The sequence below is a fragment of the Martinezella tropici genome, assembly GCF_008370325.1.
In the GTDB taxonomy this organism is placed as follows: Bacteria; Pseudomonadota; Alphaproteobacteria; order Rhizobiales; family Rhizobiaceae; genus Rhizobium; species Rhizobium tropici_B.
In genome coordinates, this window is sequence record NZ_VNIP01000008.1 from 67,022 (window position 1) to 89,136 (window position 22,115).

General features: G+C 59.8%; 21 protein-coding genes. 9 read left to right on the forward strand and 12 right to left on the reverse strand.

The genetic code is table 11. From position 1 onward, the window contains the following. Positions 1-26: 26 nt before the first annotated feature. Positions 27-815, reverse strand: a complete 789-nt coding sequence (locus FP026_RS13445) for a 3-hydroxybutyrate dehydrogenase (protein WP_149635130.1) — start codon at positions 813-815, stop codon at positions 27-29. A 205-nt stretch (positions 816-1,020) separates the two neighbouring features. On the opposite strand from FP026_RS13445, the gene FP026_RS13450 reads away from it, so the two are divergent. Both FP026_RS13450 and FP026_RS13455 read left to right on the forward strand, forming a co-directional pair. After that, positions 1,021-1,767, forward strand: coding sequence for an acetoacetate decarboxylase (locus FP026_RS13450; protein WP_149635131.1), 747 nt, complete (start codon positions 1,021-1,023; stop codon positions 1,765-1,767). A 37-nt stretch (positions 1,768-1,804) separates the two neighbouring features. Continuing rightward, on the forward strand, positions 1,805-2,962 hold the full coding sequence (locus FP026_RS13455; protein WP_149635132.1) for a patatin-like phospholipase family protein: 1,158 nt from the start codon (positions 1,805-1,807) through the stop codon (positions 2,960-2,962). A 119-nt stretch (positions 2,963-3,081) separates the two neighbouring features. On the opposite strand, the gene FP026_RS13460 is transcribed toward FP026_RS13455, so the two are convergent. After that, on the reverse strand, positions 3,082-3,702 hold the full coding sequence (locus FP026_RS13460) for a CGNR zinc finger domain-containing protein (protein WP_149635133.1): 621 nt from the start codon (positions 3,700-3,702) through the stop codon (positions 3,082-3,084). A 354-nt stretch (positions 3,703-4,056) separates the two neighbouring features. On the opposite strand from FP026_RS13460, the gene FP026_RS13465 reads away from it, so the two are divergent. After that, a complete protein-coding gene (locus FP026_RS13465) occupies positions 4,057-4,899 on the forward strand; it encodes an alpha/beta fold hydrolase (protein ID WP_149635134.1) in 843 nt (280 codons plus the stop codon). A 305-nt stretch (positions 4,900-5,204) separates the two neighbouring features. After that, positions 5,205-6,941, forward strand: a complete 1,737-nt coding sequence (locus tag FP026_RS13470; protein WP_149635135.1) for a hypothetical protein — start codon at positions 5,205-5,207, stop codon at positions 6,939-6,941. Positions 6,942-7,315: 374 nt separating this feature from the next. On the opposite strand, the gene FP026_RS13475 is transcribed toward FP026_RS13470, so the two are convergent. Together FP026_RS13475 and FP026_RS13480 are read right to left on the reverse strand one after the other, a co-directional pair. Next, a complete protein-coding gene (locus tag FP026_RS13475; protein ID WP_149635136.1) occupies positions 7,316-8,515 on the reverse strand; it encodes an ATP-binding protein in 1,200 nt (399 codons plus the stop codon). Next, positions 8,512-9,204, reverse strand: coding sequence for a response regulator (locus FP026_RS13480; RefSeq protein WP_149635137.1), 693 nt, complete (start codon positions 9,202-9,204; stop codon positions 8,512-8,514). Before FP026_RS13480 ends, FP026_RS13475 begins: the two co-directional genes overlap by 4 nt. Positions 9,205-9,405: 201 nt before the next feature. On the opposite strand from FP026_RS13480, the gene FP026_RS13485 reads away from it, so the two are divergent. Both FP026_RS13485 and FP026_RS30220 read left to right on the forward strand, forming a co-directional pair. Continuing rightward, a complete protein-coding gene (locus FP026_RS13485; RefSeq protein WP_149635138.1) occupies positions 9,406-10,167 on the forward strand; it encodes a phosphatase PAP2 family protein in 762 nt (253 codons plus the stop codon). Positions 10,168-10,430: 263 nt separating this feature from the next. After that, entirely contained in the window at positions 10,431-10,568 is a 138-nt protein-coding gene (locus tag FP026_RS30220; RefSeq protein ID WP_188112573.1) for a hypothetical protein, read from the forward strand. Positions 10,569-10,680: 112 nt separating this feature from the next. Here the strand turns inward: FP026_RS30220 and FP026_RS13490 are convergent, their stop codons facing one another. Then, complete coding sequence (locus tag FP026_RS13490) at positions 10,681-11,358, reverse strand: O-methyltransferase (protein ID WP_149635139.1); 678 nt, start codon at positions 11,356-11,358, stop codon at positions 10,681-10,683. Positions 11,359-11,538: 180 nt separating this feature from the next. Further along, entirely contained in the window at positions 11,539-12,708 is a 1,170-nt protein-coding gene (locus FP026_RS13495) for an adenylate/guanylate cyclase domain-containing protein (RefSeq protein WP_188112574.1), read from the reverse strand. Between the two features lie 108 nt (positions 12,709-12,816). On the opposite strand from FP026_RS13495, the gene FP026_RS13500 reads away from it, so the two are divergent. Together FP026_RS13500 and FP026_RS13505 are read left to right on the forward strand one after the other, a co-directional pair. Next, a complete protein-coding gene (locus FP026_RS13500) occupies positions 12,817-13,449 on the forward strand; it encodes a TetR family transcriptional regulator (protein ID WP_149635141.1) in 633 nt (210 codons plus the stop codon). A gap of 191 nt (positions 13,450-13,640) precedes the next feature. Further along, positions 13,641-14,828: an arabinose transporter gene (locus FP026_RS13505; RefSeq protein WP_149635142.1), complete on the forward strand. Its 1,188-nt coding sequence runs from the start codon at positions 13,641-13,643 to the stop codon at positions 14,826-14,828. An 81-nt stretch (positions 14,829-14,909) separates the two neighbouring features. On the opposite strand, the gene FP026_RS13510 is transcribed toward FP026_RS13505, so the two are convergent. The 5 genes from FP026_RS13510 to FP026_RS13530 form a co-directional block, all read right to left on the reverse strand. Further along, positions 14,910-15,503 (reverse strand): class I SAM-dependent methyltransferase, encoded by a 594-nt coding sequence (locus tag FP026_RS13510; RefSeq protein WP_149635143.1) that lies wholly within the window; start codon positions 15,501-15,503, stop codon positions 14,910-14,912. 56 nt (positions 15,504-15,559) lie between these two features. Then, positions 15,560-16,909, reverse strand: a complete 1,350-nt coding sequence (locus FP026_RS13515; protein WP_149635144.1) for a c-type cytochrome — start codon at positions 16,907-16,909, stop codon at positions 15,560-15,562. Between the two features lie 125 nt (positions 16,910-17,034). Further along, a complete protein-coding gene (locus tag FP026_RS13520; protein WP_149635145.1) occupies positions 17,035-19,299 on the reverse strand; it encodes a xanthine dehydrogenase family protein molybdopterin-binding subunit in 2,265 nt (754 codons plus the stop codon). Continuing rightward, positions 19,296-19,757, reverse strand: a complete 462-nt coding sequence (locus FP026_RS13525; RefSeq protein WP_149635146.1) for a (2Fe-2S)-binding protein — start codon at positions 19,755-19,757, stop codon at positions 19,296-19,298. Before FP026_RS13525 ends, FP026_RS13520 begins: the two co-directional genes overlap by 4 nt. A gap of 258 nt (positions 19,758-20,015) precedes the next feature. Next, positions 20,016-20,735, reverse strand: a complete 720-nt coding sequence (locus FP026_RS13530; protein WP_149635147.1) for a CDP-diacylglycerol diphosphatase — start codon at positions 20,733-20,735, stop codon at positions 20,016-20,018. 279 nt (positions 20,736-21,014) lie between these two features. Here FP026_RS13530 and FP026_RS13535 point away from each other — a divergent pair, with 279 nt between their 5' ends. Next, positions 21,015-21,266 carry a hypothetical protein gene (locus FP026_RS13535; RefSeq protein WP_210247973.1) on the forward strand — a complete coding sequence of 84 codons (252 nt, stop codon included), beginning with the start codon at positions 21,015-21,017 and terminating at the stop codon, positions 21,264-21,266. Positions 21,267-21,356: 90 nt separating this feature from the next. Here FP026_RS13535 and FP026_RS13540 read toward each other — a convergent pair whose 3' ends face one another. After that, the gene (locus FP026_RS13540; protein WP_149635148.1) at positions 21,357-21,704 is read right to left on the reverse strand and encodes an NIPSNAP family protein; all 348 of its coding nucleotides are present in this window, start codon (positions 21,702-21,704) and stop codon (positions 21,357-21,359) included. Positions 21,705-22,115 lie beyond the last annotated feature (411 nt).

Below are 22,115 nucleotides of genomic sequence, written 5' to 3' on the forward strand. Positions count from 1 at the left end.
GAACATGTGCCGGCAATGTCTGGCTATTATTCGGCAGTCCAGCCGCCGTCGACGGAAAGCGTCGTGCCGGTAATCTGTTTCGCGGCCTCACTGCACAGGAAGACCGCGATGGCGGCAACTTCGTCGACGGTCACGAATTCCTTTGTCGGCTGGGCGGCGAGCAGCACATCGTGCTTGACCTGCTCTTCCGTCATGTTGCGCGCCTTCATCGTCTCGGGGATCTGCTTCTCGACGAGCGGCGTCCAGACATAGCCGGGCGCGATGGAATTGACGGTGACGCCGTCCTGCGCGGCTTCGAGTGCGATGGTCTTGGTGAGGCCGGTGATCCCGTGCTTGGCCGAGACATAGGCCGATTTGAACGGCGAGGCGACCAGCGCGTGCGCCGAGGACGTGTTGATGATGCGGCCCCATTTGCGGGCCTTCATGCCGGGAATGGCAGCCTTGATGGCGTAGAAGGCGGCCAGCAGGTTGATGCGGATGATCGCTTCCCACTTATCGTCGGGAAATTCCTCGATCGGGGCCACGAACTGGATGCCGGCATTGTTGACGAGGATATCGAGGCTGCCGAAGGCGTCCTCGGCTTCATGCACCATGGCGGTGACTTCTTCCCCATTCATCATGTTGGCGCCGGAGTAGCGGCACTTCACGCCGAAATCGGCCTCGATGGCAGCCCGTTCCTTTTCGATCGCATCGGCATCGCCGAGGCCGTTGATCGTCACATTCGCGCCTTCGGCGGCAAAGGCGCGTGCGATCGCAAGGCCGATACCACTCGTCGAACCGGTGACCAGCGCATTCTTCGAAATCAACGAACCCATTATGCTACTCCCGCAATCGCTATGACATGGTTGGGTAAGGGGAAATGCTCAAGATGAGCGCACACTGCCAGCCGGATATGTCGCTTTGATAACAGTGGCGGGTCTGCTCCCACGCAACCATTTGGTAGCTGACACTTCACTGTCACGCAACCGTGCAAGTTTTCGCACCGGCGCCCGGCGATTTCCTCCAACGACGGACAATAAGATGAAGGTCGAAGACATTCTGAAGCATGCCTATGCGATGCCGCTGACCAATCCTTCCTATCCCCCCGGACCCTACCGGTTCTTCGATCGCGAATATATCATCATCACCTACCGAACCTCGCGCGAGGCGCTTGAGGCCGTCGTGCCCGCGCCACTCGAAATCGACGAGCCGCTGGTGAAATACGAATTCATCCGCATGCCCGACTCCACCGGCTTCGGCGACTATACAGAGACCGGACAGGTCATCCCGGTTACGTATCGCGGACAAAAAGGCGGCTATGTCCATTCCATGTATCTGGATGACGATGCGCCGATCACCGGTGGCCGCGAGATCTGGGGCTTTCCCAAGAAGCTGGCCAATCCGAAGATCGTCAACGAAGGCGAGGTCATCGTCGGTACGCTGCATTACGGCAGCGTTCTCTGCGCCACCGGAACGATGGGCTACAAGCATAGGCCGGTCGATCAGGGACCACTTCTGGCCGCTCTGTCGGAACCCAACTTCCTGATCAAGATCGTGCCGCATGTCGATGCCACCCCGCGCATCTGCGAGCTGGTGCGCTACTATCTGACCGATATCACCATCAAGGAAGCCTGGACCTCACCCGCCGCCCTCGATCTCAGGCCGCATGTCATGGCCGATGTCGCGCGGTTGCCGGTTCTCGAAGTGGTCTCGGCCGTTCATTTCACCGCCGATCTGACGCTTGGGCTTGGCGAAGTCGTTCACGACTATCTCGCCGAGCGCAGGTAACTGAAAGCTTACTGTTAGACCATAGTGGAGACGGACCGTGCTCGAACGAAACACCAAGGCGGCTGCGCCGACCATCCCGGAAATAGCCGCGCAATATGACCGCGTCGCCTTGGTCTTCCAAGGCGGCGGCGCGCTTGGCGCCTATCAGGCCGGCGTCTACCAGGCACTTGCCGAAGCGGGATGCGAGCCAACCTGGCTTTCGGGCGTCTCGATCGGCGCGGTCAATGCCGCCATCATCGCCGGCAACGAACCGAGCCGGCGCCTGCAGCGCCTCGAACAATTCTGGCAGATCATCTCCGGCCGCAAGATATGGGCCTATACGCCGGAAGGCGATTTCTTCCGCGATATCCGCAACCGCACCAGCTCGTGGATGACGATGACCATGGGCCAGCCCGGCTTTTTCAAGCCGCGTTTCCCCAATCCCTGGCTTGAATTGCCGGGAGCCGAAGGTGCGACCAGCTTCTACGATTCGGCGGAGCTGAAGAAGACGCTGGAGATGCTGATTGATTTCGACCTGCTGAACGATGGCAAGAAGCGCTTCAGCGTCGGCGCGGTGAATGTCCGCACTGGTAATTTCGTCTATTTCGACACCGACAATATTCGCATCGGCCCCGAGCACATCATGGCGAGCGGCGCCCTGCCGCCTGCCTTGCCGTCCATCCGCATCGAAGGCGAATATTATTGGGACGGCGGCATCGTCTCCAACACGCCGCTGCAATATCTGCTCGATCAGGAAGAAGACCGCAGCTCGCTGGTGTTCCAGGTGGATCTGTTCAGCGCCCGCGGCGTGCTGCCGCGCAGCATGCCGGACGTGCTGTCACGCCATAAGGACATCATGTATTCCAGCCGCACACGGCAGAACACCGACAACTTCAAGCGCATTCACGGGCTGAAGATGAAGCTCCTGGGTGCGTTGAAGCGTGTTCCCAAGGATCAGTTGACCCCGGAAGAAGAAGAGCTGATCGCCGATTATTCCGATGCCGGCGTCGTCAACATCGTGCATCTGATCTATCAGCACAAGAACTACGAAGGCCACGCCAAGGACTACGAGTTCTCCGGCACCTCGATGCGCGAGCATTGGGATATGGGGCTGGAGGATACCAAGCGCACGCTGCGCCATAGCGAATGGCTGCTGCCGCCCTTCAGCGACGATGCCGTCGCCATCCATGATCTGCACCGGGAAGATCCGGTCTGAGCTTATAGATCGCTGTCGGATTTCAGCGGTGGTTGCGCCGGAGCGAGCTGCGCTCAGTTCCGGCTGATCGTCGCACGAAACCTTTCAACTTTTTCGCGCGCCAAGCATGCCCATCGGCATCAGCTCTGTTTGAGCCGGTGCCGATGGGCGGCCTGCTTGGCGCGGTTGCCGCACATCGCCATGCTGCACCAGCGTCTGCGGTGGCCGCGCGTATGGTCGACGAAAAGCAAGGTGCATGCGTGGCCTTCGCAGGCCTTCACGTCGGAGAAATCCTCCGTGCAGACGAAGCGCCCCAGCGCTTCGCCGATCGGCAATAGCAACGCTTCGGGCGAGCGCCATTTCCGCATCGGCTGAAAGCTGAATTTACCGTTTTCGTCCGCCGGACTTGCGACGATCCGGGCGAAGCCTTCGTCGCGTTCCAGCAGGCGGTTCAGCGGCTCCAGTTCGTTCAAGACATCCGATGTCAGCGGCCTTCCCTTGCGGGCAAGCACGAAGCTCCTGAACCATTCACGCAGGCTTCTTGCCTGATCGGCGACCTTGTCGAGCTCGCCGGGCAAGGCCCGTTCGCGCATGACCGTAAGCGTCTCCGGCGGGACGAGGCGTGCCTGTTCCAGCCAGCGCAGCAGGCCCTCTCCGTCGTCGATCCAGTCGATCGGCACATCCACAGGCGTTGCGACCGAATTGAGGAAATCCAGTCCCAGCGTGTCGCCAATGAAGATGGCGGGCGAGTGGTTGCCCATCGGCTACTCCTTTTCCGGCCGGCAGGATGCTGAGCGGCCGCGCGAAAACATGGGTGCTATATAACCTGTCAAAAGCCTCTTGACAAGTTACGCATATCGGGCGTAACCCTATTAACGTCATTTGAATGGTTACTATTCTCGCCATAGGGAGGAGCCGATGCTCTCGGAAGAGACAGATATTGTTCGTGTCAGGATGCCCGGGCGAAATGGCGCGGCAGGGAAAAGGTGACTTCCGCCTTGCTGCGGGGCTTCTGCCATCGCCATCGTTCATGTCTGGAAGGCCGCCACCACCATCCGAATTCTGGATTCGTAACTCGAAAAATTCGACTAGGAAGGTTATGAAAGGACCTTATCATGGCTGATATCAACTATCGCACCGTCAATGTCGAAGGTGTCAAAGTTTCTTATCGCGAGGCAGGTTCGCCCGGTGCGCCCAAGCTCCTGCTGCTGCATGGCTTCCCAAGCTCCAGCCACATGTATCGCGATCTCATTCCGCTCTTGGCCGATCGCTACCATATCGTCGCGCCGGATCTGCCGGGCTTCGGACAATCGGATGCGCCGAAAGGCAACAACAGCTTCGACAGCATTGCCGAGACGATCGACCGCTTCACGGAGATCGTCGGTTTCGACCGCTATGCCGTTTATGTCTTCGACTATGGTGCGCCGACCGGGTTCCGGCTGGCGGTGAAGCATCCGGAACGGATCACGGCGATCATCTCCCAGAACGGCAACGCCTATGAGGAAGGCCTCAGTGATGGTTGGAACCCGATCGAGGCTTATTGGCGCGAGGCTTCGGAGGAAAACCGCAATGCGCTAAAGGCTTTCCTGCAGCCGGAAGCGACGATGTGGCAATACACCCACGGCGTCCCGGATGCCGCCAGGGTTTCCCCGGACGGCTATTCGCTCGATAGTTTCTATCTGGCGCGCCCGGGTGCGGAGAAAGTGCAGCTCGATCTTTTCGGGGATTACAAGAGCAACGTCGCGCTCTATCCGACCTTTCAGGACTACTTCCGCACTTATAAGCCGCGTCTGCTTGCGGTCTGGGGCAAGCATGATCCGTTCTTCCTGCCGCCCGGTGCCGAGGCCTACCGTCGGGACATCCCCGACGCGATCGTCAAATTCCTCGATACCGGCCATTTCGCCCTCGAAACGCATGCAGCCGAGATCGCAGCCGAAATTCGCACTTTCCTCGGTTGATATCGAGCCTCGCCGCGCCGGCGAAAGGTCGGCGCGGCAAGGCTTTGGTTCTTTTCGCCGCTCGAGACCGCTATCAGTGGGATTCCCGCAAGAAGGAGCTGGCTTCAAACCACCATCTTTCGGATTGTCGTCAGCGTAATATCGAGGCGGAAATGCAAGGTCTCCAGTATCCGCTCAGGGCTTTCCGGCGCCGCATCCGGATTGCAGCAATGCAGCAATGTCGCCGTTTCGTCCTCGGCGTTAACCCCGTGTTTTTCTGTTCGTCTTAGTTTTCCGGAATGGTTCTAGGCGGAGTCCAAGACAGTATGGCGCATGCAGCGATAAGCCGACAATTTATTCCTTCGACGGACAGTTTCGTCGATCGCCTGGAAAGCGCCCGATTGCAGATCGAGCAGCGCTTCCTGGATGGGGACGCGGTCCTCATCACTGTTACGGAAGCGCTCGCCAAACTGGTCAGCGTGCTGGAACACATCGGCAGTTCCCTAAAGGAGGAGAATGCGACCGAAGCGACGGCTCGCCTTCTCCAAACGGTGGATCTCCTGAACAAATTGCCACCGGCCGAAGCGCGGCGTCACGCATGCGTGGTCTCGATCAGCCAGACCGGGCAATCGCTTGCCGAGCATGTGCTCTCGATGGAAGAAACGCTACGCTATCTGAGAACCTTCGCTGCGACCGCCAAAATAGCGGGTGCGCGCATTCCGGATTTTTCGAGCTTCGCCAGCGAAATCGTCGAGCGCATCGAATTCGCCACCAAGGAGGTCAAGGCGCTGTCGCTGCAGATCCGTTCGCTGGAGGCGCAGATCGAAACCGCCGCCGCCAGTGAGGATGGGTCGCTGGCCCAGCATCTGAACGGCATACCGTCCATTGCCCAGCGTCTCGTGTCGAATGCCGAGGAGACCCAGGTCCAGCGACGCAATCTTTCGGAGCTGGCGGATACGGTTGCCGGCCTGGCGCGCAAGATCCAGAACAAGGTCGCCCATACGCTTTCGGCCATGCAGATCGGCGATATCACACGGCAGAGGGTCGAGCATTGCCAAGCTGCACACATGATGACCGAGGCCTATCTCGCGTCCGAAGCTCCGGCCGATCTTTCCGCCTCCGACCGCCAGCGCCTCTCGCAATTGACGATGACGCTGATCTTCGACCTGCTCGGCGAGACGACCAAGGGGTTCGATCGCGAGACCGCCAAGATCGTCGACAACATCCGCGGCTTCAGCGGCGATATCGGCACGCTGCTTAACCTCTACCAGACGATGATGTCGCAGAGCGGTCAGGACGGAAAGAGCCCGATCCATTCGTTGCGCGGCGATCTTTCCGCCGCCAGGACGGTTGTCGATCGCATTGACGTCGCCGCGGCCGGAGCAAACACTCTCAGCGAGAAGACATCCGAAATGATCAAGGAGCTGACTGCAAGCATTCAGACCATTCAGCTCGTCCGGCGCGATATCCAATACATGGCGCTCAACACCAATCTGCGCTGCGGCAAGCTTGGCGAGGAGGGGCGGGCAATCAATGTCGTCGCCGGGGAATTGCGGTCGTTTGCATCGCTGCTCGACGAGGATGCCGAGAAGATACTGGTCGGGCTCGGCAAGCTTGAAACGCAGACCACCGGCCTCAAGGGTTGGCGGGAGGCCGGCGAGCCGGAAAACTCTTCCGGTCTCGGCAGCCATATCGATGCAGCGCTTGTCCATATCGGCGAAGCGGGGGCGTCGATGGATCTGAACGTGCAGGAACTGCGCCAGTGCGGCGAGACCATGACCTCGCAGGTGACCGAAATCGTCGCCAGCCTGGATTTCCGTTCCGGTATCAGGGAAACACTGGCCTCCTGCACCAGCGAGGCCGGACTTGCGCGCCGGGCGTTTGCCGGCAGGAGCGGATTGGAAGCGCCTGTAGCTGCTATTTCCGAGCGCATTTTCAAGATCTATACCATGGCCGCCGAACGTGAGATCCACGCCGGCATCTTCGGCGTGGTGAACCCTGTGGCCGAAAGCGGACCAGCCCCGGCCAGCGATGAGAATCTGTTCGCGGGCGCTCTCTTCTGATTGCGACGCAGCGCGTCCGCGTTGGCGTGACGGGCGGAGTCCCGTTGCCGCCTTTCTCGGTGCCTTCGTGATGTGGTGCCGACGTCTCTTGTCATGCCCCATGAAAGGCTGACGCTACCTTGACAATTCCGGCGCAGATGGTTCGGCGAAACCAGATCTGCCGGGCCGTTGCATGAATCGAGAGACATTGATCGCCGTGACGCCTGATGGCGTCATATCCAGAATTTCTGACGCAGTCAGAGAAAAACGTGGTTTTACAGTATCGGCGAGCTCTTCCATTGATCATCGGAGGCAGTCGCGCAGTCGGGTTCAACCATTCTATTTCTGGGCTTTCACGCAATCCGGATGGAAAACCGCGCTTTCCCGGAATTGCTTTATTGCGAAGACTCCCGCGCTCTTTCCTGCTCGACGCCTTCAGGCAGATGGATTGCGACCATGGCGCCACCCTCCGGCCGGTTTGCAAATTCCAGATGTCCTCCGTGGGCGACTGCTATTGCCTGCACGACGGATAGCCCCAGCCCTGTGCCGCCAGTTGCCCGTGAACGCGAGGAATCGCCCCGCCAGAATGGGTTGACGGCGACGGCGTCCATGTCCTGCGGAAATCCCGGGCCGCGATCGAGCACGCGGATGACGATGCTTTCATCCGGCAAACGCTCGGTTTCGCATCGCAGCCAACCGCCGTCGGCGGCATAGCGGCAGGCATTTTCGAGAAGCGCCAGAAGCGCCTGTCGCAGGCGAGGAGAATCAGCCGAGGTCCAGGCGGGCTGCAGATGCGTTTCAATCTGTAGCTTGCTTGCGTCCAGCATCGGCTTTGCCGAGGCAATGACCGTCTCGGCCAATTGCGATGCATCGATGCGCCGGCGCTCGACCACCAGCTTCTGGCCGATGGCCAGAGACAGGGTGCGCAGGTCCTCGACAATCCGGCCGAGACCTTCGACCTGAAGGAGAAGGTCGGAAATGATCTTGCGGTCCATCGGGAAAATGCCGTCGATCATGCCCTGCAGCGATCCTTGCAGGATCGTCAGTGGGGTTCGCAGTTCATGCGCGATCGCCATATTGTTGAAGCGCAGCTTCTCTTCCATCGTCTCCAGGCTTGTTGCGAGCGCATTGAAGGTTTCGACAAGGATCGCAACCTCGCGGGTGCCGCGATGGGAGGCGGCAACGCGAACCGAGAAATCGCCCGACTTCAGGCCTCCCGCGGCCGAGGTGAGCTCCTCAAGCGGGCGTGCAAGGCGCCGCGCCAGGTAGACGCCGATGAGGGCGCAGAGCAGGGCAGAAAACAGGCCGCCTATCAGCACGGAGAGCTGCACCTTGAAATCCGTCGGTTCCGTCAGCGAATTGAGGTGCTCAAACAGGAGCCTGAGGGAATCCCCGTCCGGAACCTTGTTCTCGCTCAGCATTTTGTAGGCCGCTGCGGCCCTTGGCGGCAGGGCGTCGGTGATGCCCTGTTCCAGATAAGAGGCGTACCAGTTGACCTCCAGATATGTCAGGCCGACGCTGAGGAGCAACATGACGGCGGTGACGATGGCCGTAAGCGTGGCCAGCGGCAGGCAAGGAAATTTTGGTATCTTCATCTGGGATCCGAAAAACGATAGCCGACGCCGCGCACGGCAGGGAAAAAGCCGTTCTGTCCCATGTCCTCCAGCTTGCGCCGAAGGTTGGAAACGTGCGTGTCGACGGTGCGGACCAAGGCCTCGCTTTCGGGCAGACAGGCATCGAGAATGTCGGCGCGCGCGAAAGCCTGCGTGGGATGGCGGATCATGTAGGCGAGAATCCGGAATTCGCTGAGCGTCAGGAGCAATGGAATGCGGCGCCCATCCTTGATGACGAAGACGGAATAGCTGCCGAAATCGACCTCGATGGAGCCGAAACGCCGAATGGTTTCCGCCCGGTCACCTTGCGTTCGTCGCAGAATCGCCCTGACGCGGGCAACGACTTCCTGCGGGTTGAAGGGTTTGACGACATAATCGTCGGCTCCGAGACGCAGTCCGCTCAGGCGGTCTATGTCGTCCGCAACGGCTGTCACCATGATGACGGGTGTCGAACCGGCCTGGCGCAAGCGACCAAGTACCCCGAAACCGTCCAATTTCGGCAGGCGCACATCCAGGAGCACGATGTCGGGCTTTAGAAGCGCATGATGCTGAAGTGCGGTTTCGCCGTCGCTGGCACGGACCGTGCGAAAGCCGTCGCGTGTCAGATAGCCTTCCAATATCTGTGCAATAGCTGGTTCATCCTCCACGATGAGAACGAGACTGTTGTCCACCCTAGTGCCCTATTTTCTTTCGTTTTCCTTTGCGGCTCTGCCGCCTGACTCGCACTATCGCGGACAAAACCCGCTTCCGCAATTTCCAAACAGTCTTCCGGCGGCCCGACGATCGATTCTGGACGCAGCCTTGATGCAATCTTCGCCAATTCTTGACAATCGCGATTCAGATTGCCGCCGTTCCGCCTCGGGAGATACGGCATGTGGAAATTTGCATTGCATTCTTGGAACTCCGCGTCCGGGCGCTTGAGTAGATCGGAGACCGGCGCGACCACGGATGGAGAGCTTGCGGTCATCGGCATGATGATCGTCTGGACCAGTTTTGTCTTCGTGGTCTTTCCCAAACTCGATCTGGCCGTTGCGCGCCTGTTCGCTCATGGGCAAGTGTTCTGGCTTGTGGAAAACCCATTCCTGAAGGCGGTACGGGACATTAGCCGCCAAAGCCAGCCTTACCTTCTGGGCACCATGGCGGTGATTGTCCTTCTCCATGTCTTCCTGCCGAGGCGGCTTCGGTTCTGCCCTCCGCACAAGCCCTTGTTCGTGCTTTTGAGTTTCGCCGCCGGGCCGCTCCTGATCGTGCAGACGTTGAAAGTCGCAATCGGACGCGTGCGTCCCCGCGATCTCATCGAGTTCGGCGGCACTGCGGACTTCACCCCGGTATGGCAGTTCTCGGCCGCCTGTTCACGCAATTGTTCTTTCCCTTCCGGCGAGGCTGCTGCTGCTGCCGCCGGGCTCTCGCTGCTGGTTTTCGTGCCAGCCGGAGGCAGATTGATTGCCGCGCTGCTTCTGACGCCATGCCTGCTGTTCGTGGCGTTCAACCGCGTCATTTTCGGTGCTCATTTCCTGTCGGATGTGATGCTCGGCTGGCTTCTGACCATGTTGAGCATGGCGCTGATCTGGCGCTGGGTGGAAGCGAATTCGCGAGCGATCGATCGCTTCGTGACGCGCTTCATGTTCCGGTAAGCTGTTATTTGCCGTTCTCTTTCGCCGTTCGGCAAAGGCGGGCGCGCGTTAGTGTCGCCGGAATGGGACGATACTGACCGAACGCATGTTTCAAACCTTAATACAACGTTTGTTCACCTTTCCATCGATCAGGGTTTACTTATTTACTGTTGGCCATGCCGCCGAATGCGACTGAGGTCGATCGTCGGATGGTTCAGGGGTCCCGGCAGGGTAAGAGTGATGGGATGGTGTTGGTAGATTGGGCATTGCGTGGAATGCTCGACATGGATAGCCGAAGAAGGGCGCGCGCTCATAACGGCCACTTCGAGCCATGGGTCGTGCTTGCGGTGGAAAGTTTCGAGCGGGAAATGCTGGTTTTCTGCAGGCGTTCGCAGTTCAGGGTCGTTCATACGGCGGCATGACGGCCGCGATGCAAAGACAATCCACCATGTGGAAGCCGTCACCCGCGTCCGGCAGTGAATGCAGGACGGGTGGTGCAAGCGCGCCAGGCGCGCGCTTGCACTGTGAACGGCATCATCCGAGCCGCATGGACAGTTCGATATCCTCGGCGAAAGCTACGGACATATATCCGCTTGCCGGCGAGCGCACCCAGGTCAGATAATCGGGGCAGAAGTCGGCATTGTCGGCAAGCACGAGGGCTCCCGACCTGAGATGGCTCTCCACCAGCTTCAGAATGTCGGGATAGAGCGCCTTGGCGCCGTCGAGGAGCAGCAGGTCGATGGTATCGGGCAGGCGGGAGCTCAACGTCTGCAGGGCATCGCCTTCCCGGATTTCCACGAGATCGATGAGGCCGGCGGCTGCTAGATTTTCCCGCGCCCGCGCCACCTTGGAGGGCTCGAATTCGGTAGTGATCAGGCGCCCGCCGCCATTGTCCCGCAGCGCGGCGGCAAGATGGAGGGTGGAGATGCCGAAGGAGGTTCCAAATTCGACGATGGTCCGGGCACCGGTGCTTCGCGCCAGCATGTAGAGCAAGCTGCCTGCCTCCCGCGAGATGGCGAGCGGTATGTCCTTCAACCGGGCATAGAAATCGAGATAGTCGGTTTTGCTGCGCACCAGACGCGCGCGTTCCTCGCTGGAAAGGCCGCTCCAGTAAGCGGCAACCGATGGCGTTGTCGCCGGCGACGCCGCATCCGCTTCCTCGAACAGGCGATCGAGCAATGGAGCGAGCGGGGCATTCATCAGTGTAGTCATGGTTCTCTCCGTTCAGGGCTGAAGTCTCTGTTGGCGACAAAAATACGAATAATTCATCGCATTTTCTAATCGCGTTCACGGATGTCGCGGGTGAGATGTGTGTATCCGATTGAAAATCCATCGCAAAATAGGCAACGCTGATTACGTGAGCGCAATCTTTTCGGCGCGGCCATTCGCATTTCAGGAGGTGCCGGAGGCATCGAAGCCGACGATATCGACCGGATGGTCGAAGCCCCTCAAGCCGTGGCTGCCGAAAGACCTGCATTGGACGCCGGCCGCCTCGGCGATATCAGCTGTCATCAGCATGACTGCGTCCAGCTCCTTGGCCAGCGCCTGCAATCGGGCCGAGCGGTTTACCGGCGTACCGATGATCGCAAACGAAAATCTGCCCGCCGAACCGATGTTGCCGTGAACGACTTCGCCGATATCGATGCCGATCCGCGCCCGCAATGGCGGCGCCGTCTTTCTCGACGGCATGGCATTGACGAGCTCCAGTGCCCGCAGCCCTTCCAGCGCGGCTTCCACCGCCGTGGCACAGAGCGGCCGTTCACTCCCGGCGTCCGGAATGGGGAAGAACATCACGACGGCGTCGCCGATATGGCCGGACACCTGACCGCCGGCACGGGACATAGGCCGGGTGATCGTCTCGAAGAACAGATTGAGATGATCGATGAGAGACCGGGGATCCAGCCGCTCGGTCAGCGAGGTGAACTGGAACAGGTCGCAATAAATCACGATCGCCCGAATTTGCTCGACTTCGCCAAGACCCACGCGGCCGTCGAGCAAGGCGGTTGCGGCATTGCGCCCGAGATAGGTCTGCAGCAGGACACGGGCGGCAGCAGCATTCAATCGGGCTCCGAGAGCAAGTGCGAAGACCGGCGTCACGAGGTGCAGCAGCTCTACCTCCGGCGTTGAAAATCCGCCGGGGCGTTCGGTGATGAACAGGCTCATCACGTCGTCGAAGAAACCGAGCGTGACATCCGGGGCAAGATGATTGGCAAAGGCTAGGGCGTCCGTTGCTCCGCCCTGCGGAATGGATGCGAGGCGGCTGCTGGTGGCATTAAGGCGAAGAACCGTTGCATCCTCCTCCAGCATGTCAACGAAGATCTTGCCGGCAAGGATATCGTCTTCGGTGCCTTCGCCGTCTCGCCGCCAGCGAATGAAATGCTGGACTCTCTCCGGATCGACGGCATCACAGGCGACCTCGATCGTTGAAATGTCGAGACCCACGGCATTCAGCGTGCGGCCGAGGAGAATAACGAGCTCTGCGTCGCTCGCGCCGGCAAGTGCTGCTTCCACCAGGCCCCGGCTCACATGCGAGAACGTCTTTGCCAGGGTTTCGGCCTCCATCGATCTGGTTACCGGTCCGCTGCTTTCATCGCCATGTTCTTCGATTTGCATGGGACGCAAAATACGATTAATTCGCCAGCTTTCCTATTCGCATTGGCAGGTACCGATATGACGGATCGTCCAAGAGCCCGGATTTCCTCGCGAAAGCAGCCGAAGCAGGTTCGCTCGACCGAACTTGTTTCCGCAATCCTGAGTGCCGCGGCTCAGGTTTTGGCAAAGGAGGGCGCCCAACGTTTCACCACGGCACGCGTTGCTGAAAAGGCCGGCGTCAGCGTTGGATCCTTGTATCAATATTTCCCCAACAAGGCGGCGATCCTCTTCCGCTTGCAGAGTGACGAATGGCGGCAGACGTCGGACCTGCTACGCCGCATCCTCGAAGATACCAAGACGTCGCCGCTGGATCGATTACGCTCCCTCGTCCATGCGTTCATCCGCTCCGAATGCGAGGAGGCCGCCATGCGTGTTGCGCTCAACGACGCGGCACCGCTTTATCGCGACGCACCGGAGGCGCATGAGGCGAGGTCATCCGGAGATAGTATCCTGCAGCAGTTCATGCGCGAAGCCTTGCCAGGGATCGATGAAGCGACCCGCATCCTGGCGGCGGACTTGATCACCACGACGCTCAGCGCGATGGGAAAGCAGCTTTCAGAGAGCCCGCAAACAGCGCAGGAGATCGAAGCCTATGGCGATGCCGTGGCGGATATGTTCTGCGCCTATCTCGAAAGCCTCAAGCGTCCATGAGGGGCGAGGCAGCATGGCCGCGCGCTCCGGTACAACGCTGTGTTGACACCCTTTCGACAAGCGCCTATTGGAAAAACCAGCCGGTCCGCTGGCCGTAAGCGTTTGACGTCAAGCAACGCACTCAACGATCCTCGATGGTCGGAGTGCGTTTTTTTATGCCTTCGCCGATCGAGGAAAGCCTGGAGACCATCATGGCTTTTCAATCGACACATGATCCGGCGCGCGGTCGCCTTCTGCTGCTGAGCGTCATTCTCTTTATCTCCTATCTTTGCGTCGGCATGACATTTCCGATCGTGCCGATCTACGTGACCGAGCAGTTGAAGCTCGGCAATGTCTGGGCCGGGCTCGGCGTCGGCATCGCCTTTCTTGCGACCATTCTGACGCGCGGCTACGCCGGTAGCCTTTCCGACCATCGAGGCGCCAAGGTTGCAGTCGTCCGAGGGCTGGCATTCTATATGGCCGGTGCGGTGATATCGCTGGTCGCCGGCTTGGTCGTTGGTGCGCCGATACCGTCATTTCTGCTTCTTCTTGCCGGCCGCCTGCTCCTTGGCCTGGGTGAAAGCCTGGTGGCTGTCGGCGTGATCGCCTGGGGCATCGGTTTCGTCGGTCCTGCGCGTTCGGGCAGGGTGCTCGCTCTGGTCGGGGCTGCGATTTACGGTGCTCTTGCCGTCGGCGGCCCCCTCGGACTGGTATTGCTCGATCGGTTCAGCTTTGCCGGTGCAATGGGGGTCAGTGCCGCTCTTCCCTTCCTGGGCCTGCTGGCGATCTCCCGTATTCCCGGCGTTGCGCCACATCCCGCGGCGAAGCGGCCACCGCTTTGGAGCGTCATCAATCGGATATGGCTGCATGGATCCATCGTGTGCCTGCAGGGCATAGGCTTTGCGGCGATCGGCGCCTTTTTCACCCTCTATTTCCACGATCGCGGCTGGAGTTATGCCGGACTGGGTCTGACCGCCTTCGGCGGCGGCTTCGTGCTGGTGCGCCTGCTCTTCGGTCATCTGCCGGATCGTATCGGTGGTTTGCCTGTCGCAGCCATATCGCTTGCCGTCGAAGCGATCGGCCAATTCCTGATCTGGAATGCAAACGATCCCATTCTTGCGCTGATTGGTGCATTTCTGACCGGGCTCGGATGCTCAATGATCTTTCCGGCCATGGGTCGGGAGGTCGTCCGGCTGGTGGATCCGCATCTGCGTGGTACGGCCCTCGGCGGTTTCTCCGCCTTCCAGGATCTCGCCTATGGGTTGACCGGGCCGCTTGCCGGCCTGCTGGCCGACAGGGCCGGTTATGATAGCGTCTTTTTGGCAGGAACTGTCGCCGCGGCCGCCGGCCTATTGATCGCATTGTCGCTTCGCAAGACGCGGGCCGCCGCGTTTAACTAAGCTGCATCAGATTCCCACCTCCGGTGGGGATCAGCCATTGCCGCGTGGAACCGTTTGCCAAGGATAAAGATCGAGGGCCGGCTACAGGGCGCGGAAAACGGAGCCATAGTGATAGGGCGGCAGCTCGATCGTGGCTTGCGATATGAAGTCGCCGGCTTCGACGACAGCGGCAAGCCTTGCAGGCGGCATGCGCATCTCGCTCCTCGGCCCGCGTGGCTGTCCAAGCACCATGGTTTCCTCGCGCGGCAATGTTTTCCAGTTGACGATGCCGAACAATCCCTTTGGAGCGAGCACGGAACGAACGGCGCGAATGAGGGCCGGCTGATCGGGAACGCCGTGGAACGTGTTTGCCATAAGGACATAGTCGACCTTTTCGGGAAGGTGCCCTGCCACGTCCAGCGCGTCGGCGTGAATCCATTTTTGCACGGATACCCCTTGTCGCGCGGTTTCGGCTCTCGCCATCTCGATCATGCTTTCATCCAGATCGAGCGCATAGACCTTTCCTTCGACGAGTTTCGCCAGCGGCGCCGTAAAGTATCCATCGCCGCAACACAGATCGAGAACCGTCATGCCGGGCATGATGCCGAGCGCTTGGAGCATGCCCTGCGGATCGGGCCAGAGTGCCGACCACCAGTCACGGTCGGGCATCGATGTAGCGGGAAATGCTTCACCCATGACCGGGCCTCCGCAAGGGTTCATTTGGCCGCAATCGGCCGGCTTGCTACGTGAAATTACCGCATCTGCAATATGATGGGGCTGCTGCTTGCCGGATCGGTATGCTCGCGCAAGGAGTTCACGTCAACAGGCGCGACCGCCCCGCCGCGGTTTCCCCAGGATGAACGCACGAAGGTCAGGACATCGGCGATCTGCTGGTCCGAAAGCTGCTGCCTGAACGGCGGCATGCGATAGGCGTCCGGAATGCCGTTCGCCACGACGCGGCTGGAGCCGTTAAGGGTCACATTGATTTGAGAGGCGTTTTCCTTTGCGAGCGATGCGGCGGATCCGGCAAGCGGCGGGATCCATTGTTCCTTTCCGCGACCATCGATGCCATGGCAAAAACTGCATTTCGCGACGAATGTCTGCGCGCCGGGTATTTGCTGACGGGCGGGCAGGGCGACGTTCTTGGCCGTGGCCTCGTCATACTGCCAGGGGGTGCCGTCGCGTGCCGGGTCGCCTGGCAGGGACTTCAGATAATGGCTGATGGCTTTGAGATCGTCATCGGTCATGAACTGGGTAGAATTGTTAAACGCATCCGCCATCGAGCCGAAGACGACGGCATGGCCATTCCTGCCGCTCTTGAGAAAGGCGTATATGTCCTCTTCGGTCCATCGGCCGAGGCCTGTATTCGGGTCGCCGCGCAGGCTCGGGGCATACCATCCATCGAGAAGAGCGCCCGAAAGATAAAGCGGGCTGCTTTCATCGAGCGCTTTTTCCGCCATGGTGATTGCGCGCGGCGTGTGACAACTGCCGCAATGGCCGGGTCCCTGGACGAGATAGGCGCCTCGGTTCCACTGATCATCGCCAGCGGCTTTAGGCTGATAGGTCCCGCTTTCGGTAAAGACCGCGTTCCAGAGCGCGAGCGGCCAACGCATGTTCATCGGCCACTTGATATCGGAGGACTTGTTCGCCTGCTCAACGGGCTCGACCCTGTTCATGAAATAGGAGTAGAGCGCGCGGATGTCGTCGTCGCTCATTTTCACATAGGAGGGATAGGGCATTGCCGGATAGAGGCGATGTCCGTCGCGTGCAACGCCCTGGCGGACGGCGCGGTCGAAATCGGCGAGCGTATAATCGCCGATGCCGGTTTCCTTGTCCGGCGTTATGTTGGTGGCAAAGATGGCGCCGAGCGGCGTCCCCATTTCCAGCCCGCCGGCAAAGGGTGCGCTCTTCGGCGTGCTATGACAGGCAACGCAATCCCCCAGACGCGCGACATATTCGCCACGTTGGAGCAGCTCCTGTGAAGGTGTTTGCGCTGCGGCGACGCTATCGAAGGGAGATGCCGGCTTGCGGGTTACGAACCACGCGACACCGCCGGCCACAAGCACGACAATCAAAAGAAGAACCAGAAGAAATCTCTTCAAGAATGTGCCCTCATGTCTTTGCTTCGGGATTTCGGATTTGGCTATTGAAGGAGGCAACCACGCCGGCTCTCGGACCGGAGCGGTCCGAGAGCCGGAACTGTGCCTGGCGCAGCGTTTGCCGCGCCTCAGCTTTCGAAGGTGTAGTTGGAGAGAGGCATGCTGCGTATCCGCTTGCCGGTCAGCGTGGAAACCGCATTGGCGACCGCCGGCGGGATGGCTGGCAGTCCCGGCTCACCGATACCGCCCATCTCCGCCCCGCTTTCGACGATACGGACGTGGACACGGGCCATGCGGTCTGGCGGCAGGATCGGATAGAGGTCGTAGTTGCGGGCGACGGGCTCGCCGTTCTTGTAGACGGCTTCCTCCATCAGCACCTGCGACATTCCGAGCGCGGTTGCCGAATTGACCTGTGCCTCGATGATCGCCGGATTGACGATGCTGCCAGGGTCGATGGCTTCCCAGACGTCGTGTACGACGACCTGTCCGTTGCGGATGGAGACTTCGGCGATCGCCGCCGTATGGCTGCCGAAGGGAGAGGCCATGGCGATGCCCCGCGCCCGCCGCGAACCATCGTCTGCTGTGAAGGGACCCCGCTTCCAGCCGCCGGAGAGATCGCCGACCGCTTTCAAGAGATTGCTCAGCCGCTCGTTCTTCTGCAGCAGTTTGAGGCGCATCTCATAGGGATCCTGCTCGCCCTTGTCGGCCAGCTCGTCCAGGAATGTCTCATAGAAGAAGTCATTCATGGAGTTGCCGACCGAGCGCCAGTAGGCAAGCATCGTCGGGTTTTTCACATAGATCTGGGCGATGCGGTAGTTCGGGATGGCATAGGATTTTCCGGTCAGGCCCTCAAGAGCCGTTGGATCGAGCGAATCCTCCTTGTGACCGAAAACGCCTTCCGTCGGCCCTTCGCAGGCGCTGATGGCCTCGAGTGCCACCGGCATGCCGCTAGTGTCGAGCGCTCCGCGGAAGCGCACGGCTGCCATCGGGCGCATCGGATCGCGCAGGAATTCCTCCTCGCGGCTCCAGATGAGCTTGACCGGCCGCCCGACCTCCTTAGCCAACTGGATGGCCTGCGGATAGGGATTGGCGGATGGATAGAGGAAATGTCGTCCGAAGAAGCCGCCCAGAATGGGACTGTGTACCGTCACCTTCGACGGATCGAGCCCGGTCAGCTTGGCAATATCCGCCTGGAATTGTTCGGGCGCTTGGTTGGGCATCCAAACTTCCAGACTACCGTCCGGATTGAACCGCGCCAAAGTCGATGGCGGCTCCAGCTGCGCATGATGAAGATATTGGCTCTTGTAAGTGGCCGAAACGACGGTCTTGGCACCGTCGAACGCTTTGGCGATATCGCCGACATTCTCTGCTTCCTTGCCGTTGCCGGGCTCGTTGGCGAGCCTATCGTTGAAGGCTGCCGTCGAAAAATCGGCGGGCATGTAACGGAAGGCAGGATTGGCATCCGCGCCAGGTTCGCGCCAATCGACCTGTGCTGCCTCGGCCGCGCGCTTGGCATTCCACCAGCGTTCGGCGACGACGGCGACGGCACCGGGCAGGCTGTGGACGGAATGAACGCCCGGCATGGCCTTGAGCTGGTCTTCGTTGCGGATCTTGCCGATGATCAGGCCAAGGCGCGGGGCGTGTTGGACGGCGGCATGCAGCATCCCGTCGACCTTGCAGTCTATTGCGTAGATTGCCTTGCCGGTTGACTTGTCATGCATGTCCAGCCGCTCGACCGGTTTGCCGATCCAGCGGAATTTGCTCGGGTCCCGAAGTGTCACGCTCTCGGGGGCGGGAACCGGCAGATCCAGCGCCTCGGTGGCGACATCGCCATAGGCGAGGCTGCGTCCTGATGCGGCATGGATCACGCGGCCCGGCTCTGTCGTCAGCTCGGCAATGGGCGCATTCAAACGTTTGGCGGCAGCCTGCAGGATCATGTTGCGCGCCAGAGCGCCGAGCTTGCGCATGGTCTCGTAGCTCGTGCGCACTGACATGCTGCCGCCGGTGATGCGCATCTTGCCATAGACGACCAGGTAATCGCTGCCCGTCGGCGCATTTTCGACGACGAAGCTTTTCGGGTCGGCATCGAGCTCCTCGCCGACGATCTGGGCCATCGCCGTAAAGACGCCTTGGCCGCCCTCAACGAAGGGGCTCATGAGGCGGATGGTGCCATCCGGACGGATTTCGAGAAATGCGGGAACGCGGGTGCCTGGAGGCATTGGGCTTGCCGCCTGCTGAGCCCGTGCTTGACCAACCGGAACGCCGAAGCCGAGCACGAAGGCACCCGCCGCGGCCCCAGCGGAGGTCAGGAGAAAATGCCGGCGTGAGATGTTGACCGGAGATCCGGTCGGGAATTCATCTTCCGGAACGAGATTGCGGCTGGTCTCGGTCATAGCGTTTCTCCTTCTTTCGAGGAGAGGTCTTTGACCGCCGCTTCAATTGCGTTGTAGGTTCCGCATCGACAGAGGTTGATCATCGCCGCGGCAATCTCGTCATCTGAGGGATTGGGTGTTTGCTTGAGGAGCGCGGTTGCCGCGACGACCTGTCCCGATTGACAGTAGCCGCATTGCGGAACCTGATGCTTGACCCAGGCAGCGACCACCCGCTTGCCGACGGGATCCGTTTCGATCGCCTCGATCGTCGTGATCTGGCGACCGACGACGTTATCGAGCGGCGTCACGCATGAGCGCACCACCTCTCCATCGACAAGAACCGAACAGGCGCCGCATTGCGCCAGCCCACAGCCATATTTCGTGCCGGTCATGCCCAGCTCGTCACGGATGATCCAAAGGAGCGGCGTGTCTCCGTCGGAGTTGACCTGATATGACTGGCTATTGATCTGAAGATTCATGAAGCGCCTCCTGAGGCTTTCGATCGTGAGCCTTCCATGCCAGGCGCCGTGCGATGATCTGAACGCTCAACAAGCGGATGACGCGTGACTCAGGCTCACAACCCGGGACTATAACATTGAATTCATTTCTCCTAAAAGATTAGGGTGTGAATCGTGATAGCTGTTAGAGGCTGGGTTCATAAATCAGCCGTCCGCCCTCCGATCGACAAGGGAGCAGTATCCGAACGGCAAGTCCAAGTCTGCGGCATCTCTTTGTTTTTAATGCATGATCGCGCAGCTGTGATCCTGCACGTCTTCCCCGCCCATGCCGGGCAAGGCCACGTCCGTCAACACGATAAAGCCGGGTCCATCGGCGAAATTGGCGCCGGTCACCACGAGATTGTGATCGCCCATTTCCTTTGCCGGGTCCTTCAATGTTTTGGCGAGAGCCAGGAACGGATTGAAATCACCCAATGTCTCGCCCTTGACGCGGATCGCCGCGAATTTGTGACCGGCGACCGCATCCGGAAGAGCTGCCCAGTCCATTCCGATCTTGTCGGCGTCCGCTTTCAGGGCAGCCCGTGCATCGGCGCTCAAACAATCGACATGAATATGCAGCTGGTTTTGCGAGCGGGCTTGTAGCGCGTTGACAGCGAGACTCATGCCGTCGCGCGGGACGGGGCGCGGCAGGCGAGAATCAACATCGCCTTGCTCGGCCCAGGCATCGGCGAAGAAATTAGGCGTCGCCGGATCGAGAAGCGCCGGGCTTTCCATGCCGGTGATCTTGTCGGTCGGAATCAGGAGAAATTGCGCAACGCCCCGCAGATCCTTCAGCATCGCATAATGCTCGACCGTATTCACCGAAATGCAAGGTGCAGTCTGCACCAGGCATTTGTCATGCACGATCTTCCACAGCACGTCGGAATCGGCATAGGCCGGTGCAAAAAGGAAGGGAAGAAATGATGCGGCAAGAGCGGTAACGCGGCGAGAGAATGTCATGACATGAAATTTCCCAGGTTTAATGGATTGGCATTTTTTTGAAATTCTGGAGGGCTTAACATAGACCTATTAGGCTGATGTGACGGCTTGACGGCAGCGGTCGTCAAGCCCTGGCGGGCAGGCATGGTAGAGATTGGACGTTCGCTTCATCTTGGGCTAAGGCCGCTTTCAGTTTGGTTGCCTAATGGCAGGGGCCGGGGAAATCCATGCCTCGCCCCAGGGAGGAAAAGGTCGCTTGCGGTGACCTTCCAAACATCCGCTGCGAGGCGTTCGCAACGCTTGATCGCCGCGACTTTGCGGCTGACTCACAACGCTCAGGAGCTTGAAATGGGTATCGGAAAGCTGATTGAAGAAGTTGCAGGTGCCGTGGCTGCCGACGAGGCCGTTGAGGCTGTTGACCCGAATGCCGGTTTCCTGACGAAGGCCGCCGCCGCTGTCGCCGGTTTTGAAGGAGTCAACAAGCTGACGGACGTGCTGAAGGAAAAAGAACAGGAGCCGGCCGCATACAATAGCGGCGACCAGAACGGCTGACTTGAACGCGGCAGGCACGCTTTCGAAAAGATTTTGAAAGCCGGGCATGTCCCGGCTTTTACGCCAGGCCCATCAATCTTCTATCCGTCTTCAGCCATCGGCCTCGAGGGAGATAAAGGGGCGAAAGAATCCAGTCGGCTGCAGGATCGAACTGGTGATATTGGCAATGATCGGGCCTGACGTCTCGCTCCTTGCCAGAGCCTCCTTCCAGGCCGGATCAGCCACGAATTCCGCCCATTTCCGCTGGCGCTCCTCTAGCGATTGCCATTCAAGTAAATAGATGAGGTCGTTGCTGGACGGCCCGATCATCGTCGTCCAGAAACCGAGGGGGCGGATGTCGAGCCGGTTCCAGATCGCCAGTGTCGCCGTTTCGAAACGCTCCTGGAGCGCTGGCAGCTTGCCGGGCAAGCAAGTATAGATGCGCATTTCATGGATCATGAAAAATCCTCCTTAAGTGAATTCACAAGCGGCCGAGCCTGTCCCTGAGAGTCGGATTTAAAAATAGTTGAGCGATAACAGCGGGTTGTGATTCTTTCTGGTGCTGCCTCAAAATGGGGTTCGACGATCTGGGCTACTATTGCTCGATTTGAGCATAACTGAAATGCGCTTCATTTTTCAAGTGATTTGACCTACCGGGAATGGGCATTGATCGATCACCTGATCCCACCGGCACGCAGTGGCGGAGGATAGAGGACAAATCGCAAGGGCTCTGTCGGTGCCGCCTCTTTCTTCATCTTCCAATCGGTTCAAGATTTGCGCGTCTGTCGGGGCTTGACGAAAACAAGCCAGGCATTAATTTAAACGGAGGCGCCTCCGTTTATTGGTGGCGTCCTACGTCTAATTCCGATG

Excerpts from the sequence above, each read along its gene's own strand:
- FP026_RS13445 (WP_149635130.1), bottom strand. The coding sequence starts at position 815 with ATGGGTTCGTTGATTTCGAAGAATGCGCTGGTCACCGGTTCGACGAGT.
- FP026_RS13450 (WP_149635131.1), top strand. The coding sequence starts at position 1,021 with ATGAAGGTCGAAGACATTCTGAAGCATGCCTATGCGATGCCGCTGACC.
- FP026_RS13460 (WP_149635133.1), bottom strand. The coding sequence starts at position 3,702 with ATGGGCAACCACTCGCCCGCCATCTTCATTGGCGACACGCTGGGACTG.
- FP026_RS13465 (WP_149635134.1), top strand. The coding sequence starts at position 4,057 with ATGGCTGATATCAACTATCGCACCGTCAATGTCGAAGGTGTCAAAGTT.
- FP026_RS13470 (WP_149635135.1), top strand. The coding sequence starts at position 5,205 with ATGGCGCATGCAGCGATAAGCCGACAATTTATTCCTTCGACGGACAGT.
- FP026_RS13475 (WP_149635136.1), bottom strand. The coding sequence starts at position 8,515 with ATGAAGATACCAAAATTTCCTTGCCTGCCGCTGGCCACGCTTACGGCC.
- FP026_RS13485 (WP_149635138.1), top strand. The coding sequence starts at position 9,406 with ATGTGGAAATTTGCATTGCATTCTTGGAACTCCGCGTCCGGGCGCTTG.
- FP026_RS30220 (WP_188112573.1), top strand. The coding sequence starts at position 10,431 with ATGGATAGCCGAAGAAGGGCGCGCGCTCATAACGGCCACTTCGAGCCA.
- FP026_RS13490 (WP_149635139.1), bottom strand. The coding sequence starts at position 11,358 with ATGACTACACTGATGAATGCCCCGCTCGCTCCATTGCTCGATCGCCTG.
- FP026_RS13495 (WP_188112574.1), bottom strand. The coding sequence starts at position 12,708 with ATGGAGGCCGAAACCCTGGCAAAGACGTTCTCGCATGTGAGCCGGGGC.
- FP026_RS13500 (WP_149635141.1), top strand. The coding sequence starts at position 12,817 with ATGACGGATCGTCCAAGAGCCCGGATTTCCTCGCGAAAGCAGCCGAAG.
- FP026_RS13505 (WP_149635142.1), top strand. The coding sequence starts at position 13,641 with ATGGCTTTTCAATCGACACATGATCCGGCGCGCGGTCGCCTTCTGCTG.
- FP026_RS13510 (WP_149635143.1), bottom strand. The coding sequence starts at position 15,503 with ATGGGTGAAGCATTTCCCGCTACATCGATGCCCGACCGTGACTGGTGG.
- FP026_RS13520 (WP_149635145.1), bottom strand. The coding sequence starts at position 19,299 with ATGACCGAGACCAGCCGCAATCTCGTTCCGGAAGATGAATTCCCGACC.
- FP026_RS13525 (WP_149635146.1), bottom strand. The coding sequence starts at position 19,757 with ATGAATCTTCAGATCAATAGCCAGTCATATCAGGTCAACTCCGACGGA.
- FP026_RS13530 (WP_149635147.1), bottom strand. The coding sequence starts at position 20,735 with ATGACATTCTCTCGCCGCGTTACCGCTCTTGCCGCATCATTTCTTCCC.
- FP026_RS13540 (WP_149635148.1), bottom strand. The coding sequence starts at position 21,704 with ATGATCCATGAAATGCGCATCTATACTTGCTTGCCCGGCAAGCTGCCA.